We start from the raw sequence: 1,817 nt of genomic DNA, 5'->3' as shown, positions 1-1,817 counted from the left end.
CTGATGAGGGGAGAATGCATTGCCGCAACTGTGGGCCGGGATTGATGCCGGCAAAACCCACCACCATTGCATCGTCATCGACGATGAAGGTACCCGCTTGTTTTCCCAGCGCGTCGCCAACGATGAGACGGACCTGCTGGATCTGATCGCCGGCGTTGCCGCCCTCGGTGACGGGGGAGAGGTGGTCTGGGCCGTGGACCTGAACCACGGCGGGGCCGCGCTGTTGATTGCCCTGCTCGCCGCCCACGATCAGCGCCTGCTCTACATCCCCGGACGCACGGTCCACCACGCTTCCCGAACCTACCGCGGCGACGGGAAAACCGATGCCAAGGACGCTGCCGTCATCGCCGACCAGGCACGCATGCGCAGGGACCTGCAGCCGGTGCGGGCAGGGGATGAGATCAGCGTCGATTTGCGGATCCTTACCGCGCGCCGCGCGGACAAGGCGTGCGATCGCAGCCGCGCGATCAATCGGCTCCGGGCCCAGCTGCTGGAATACTTCCCGGCTCTGGAACAAGCCTTTGACTACAGCAGATCCAAGGGCGCGCTGCTCTTGCTGACCCGGTACAACACGCCCGACGGCCTGCGCCGGCTCGGAGAGAAACGCCTCCATGCCTGGCTCAAGAACCTGCGCACCCGCAGCAGCCTGCTCGTGGCAGAAAGGGCCATCACTGCTGCGAAATCCCAATACACCACGGTGCCCGCCCAACGGATCGGTGCCCGGCTGGTCGCCGAACTGGCCCAGGAAGTACTCGACCTCCACACACAGATCGAAGGCTTGGACACGCTCATAGCCGAGCGCTTCCGCGACCACCACCACGCCGAAATCATGCTCAGCATGCCCGGCTTCGGTCCCGTCCTCGGCGCCGAATTCCTCGGTGCCACCGGTGGCGACCTGACCGTTTTCGAAAGTGTCGACCGGCTTGCCGGGGTTGCGGGACTCGCCCCGGCTTCCAAGGACTCCGGAAGAATCAGAGGCAACCACCACCGCCCCAGACGCTACGATCGCAGACTGTTGCGGGCCTGCTACATGGCCGCCATGTCCAGCCTTAGAAGCTCCAACGCCTCCCGGACCTACTACGACCGCAAACGCGCCGAAGGCAAGACCCACATCCAGTCCGTTCTCTCGCTGGCCCGCCGCCGGCTCAACGTCCTCTGGGCCATGCTTCGTGACGGGACCAGCTATGGGCTCCAACCGGAGTCGGCTGCCCGGGCGGCGTGAACGTGACGTACTGAACCGGGAAACCTACGTCCCGGATGGGGCAGTGCCATGACCGTTGGCTTCGTCCGACACCCGGTTCCAGACGTCGTCGTGGGGTCCACGGTGCCAGGTCTGACGCGGGCCCTCCCATTCGCGTGCGACATCGGTCAGCCAGATCGTCGTGTCGGGATTCCAGCCTGCGATGACAGATGCGGTGTCGGCCTCAACCTGAAGCGCCCGGGTAGCACCGCTGAGGTACCCCAGGACGGTGAGGTGCACCGCGTCCCATTCGCGAGCGACCTGCTCCCAGTCGGGGATTACCCATCGGCCGTCCCTGCCGGTTGCCCAGTACCAGTCATGACGGCGCGCGGCGGTGACGTCGAGCGGAAAGGAGCGGCACAAACGGATCCAGTCAGCGGCCGTGTGGATCTCGTAAGTCCGGCCTACCCCACGGACCGCGATCGCGGTGGCCTCTTCCCAGCCGGGGCTATCTTCCACGAGGTCCAGTCCGGCGGGGATTTGCCCCACGGTTTGGACCAGTCCGAGCGGGATCGACCACCACGTTCCGCTCCAGTTTGAATGAAGATCGCGGGGACGTTCGAGCGCAGCCCGCGCT

1 protein-coding gene and 1 pseudogene are annotated in these 1,817 nt (G+C 65.7%); one reads left to right on the top strand and one right to left on the bottom strand.

All coding sequences use genetic code 11. The annotated features are described in order from the left end of the window. The first annotated feature begins 19 nt into the window (after positions 1-19). Complete coding sequence (locus AC5RWT_RS36990; protein WP_494084558.1) at positions 20-1,222, top strand: IS110 family RNA-guided transposase; 1,203 nt, start codon at positions 20-22, stop codon at positions 1,220-1,222. Between the two features lie 24 nt (positions 1,223-1,246). Here the strand turns inward: AC5RWT_RS36990 and AC5RWT_RS36985 are convergent. Beyond that, positions 1,247-1,817 (bottom strand): annotated as a pseudogene (locus AC5RWT_RS36985) (hypothetical protein); the annotation flags it as partial.

It is taken from the genome of Arthrobacter sp. Dra40 (assembly GCF_059091905.1).
The sequence above is the reverse complement of the archived record's forward strand: the minus strand, read 5'-3'. Positions and strand labels throughout refer to the sequence as shown.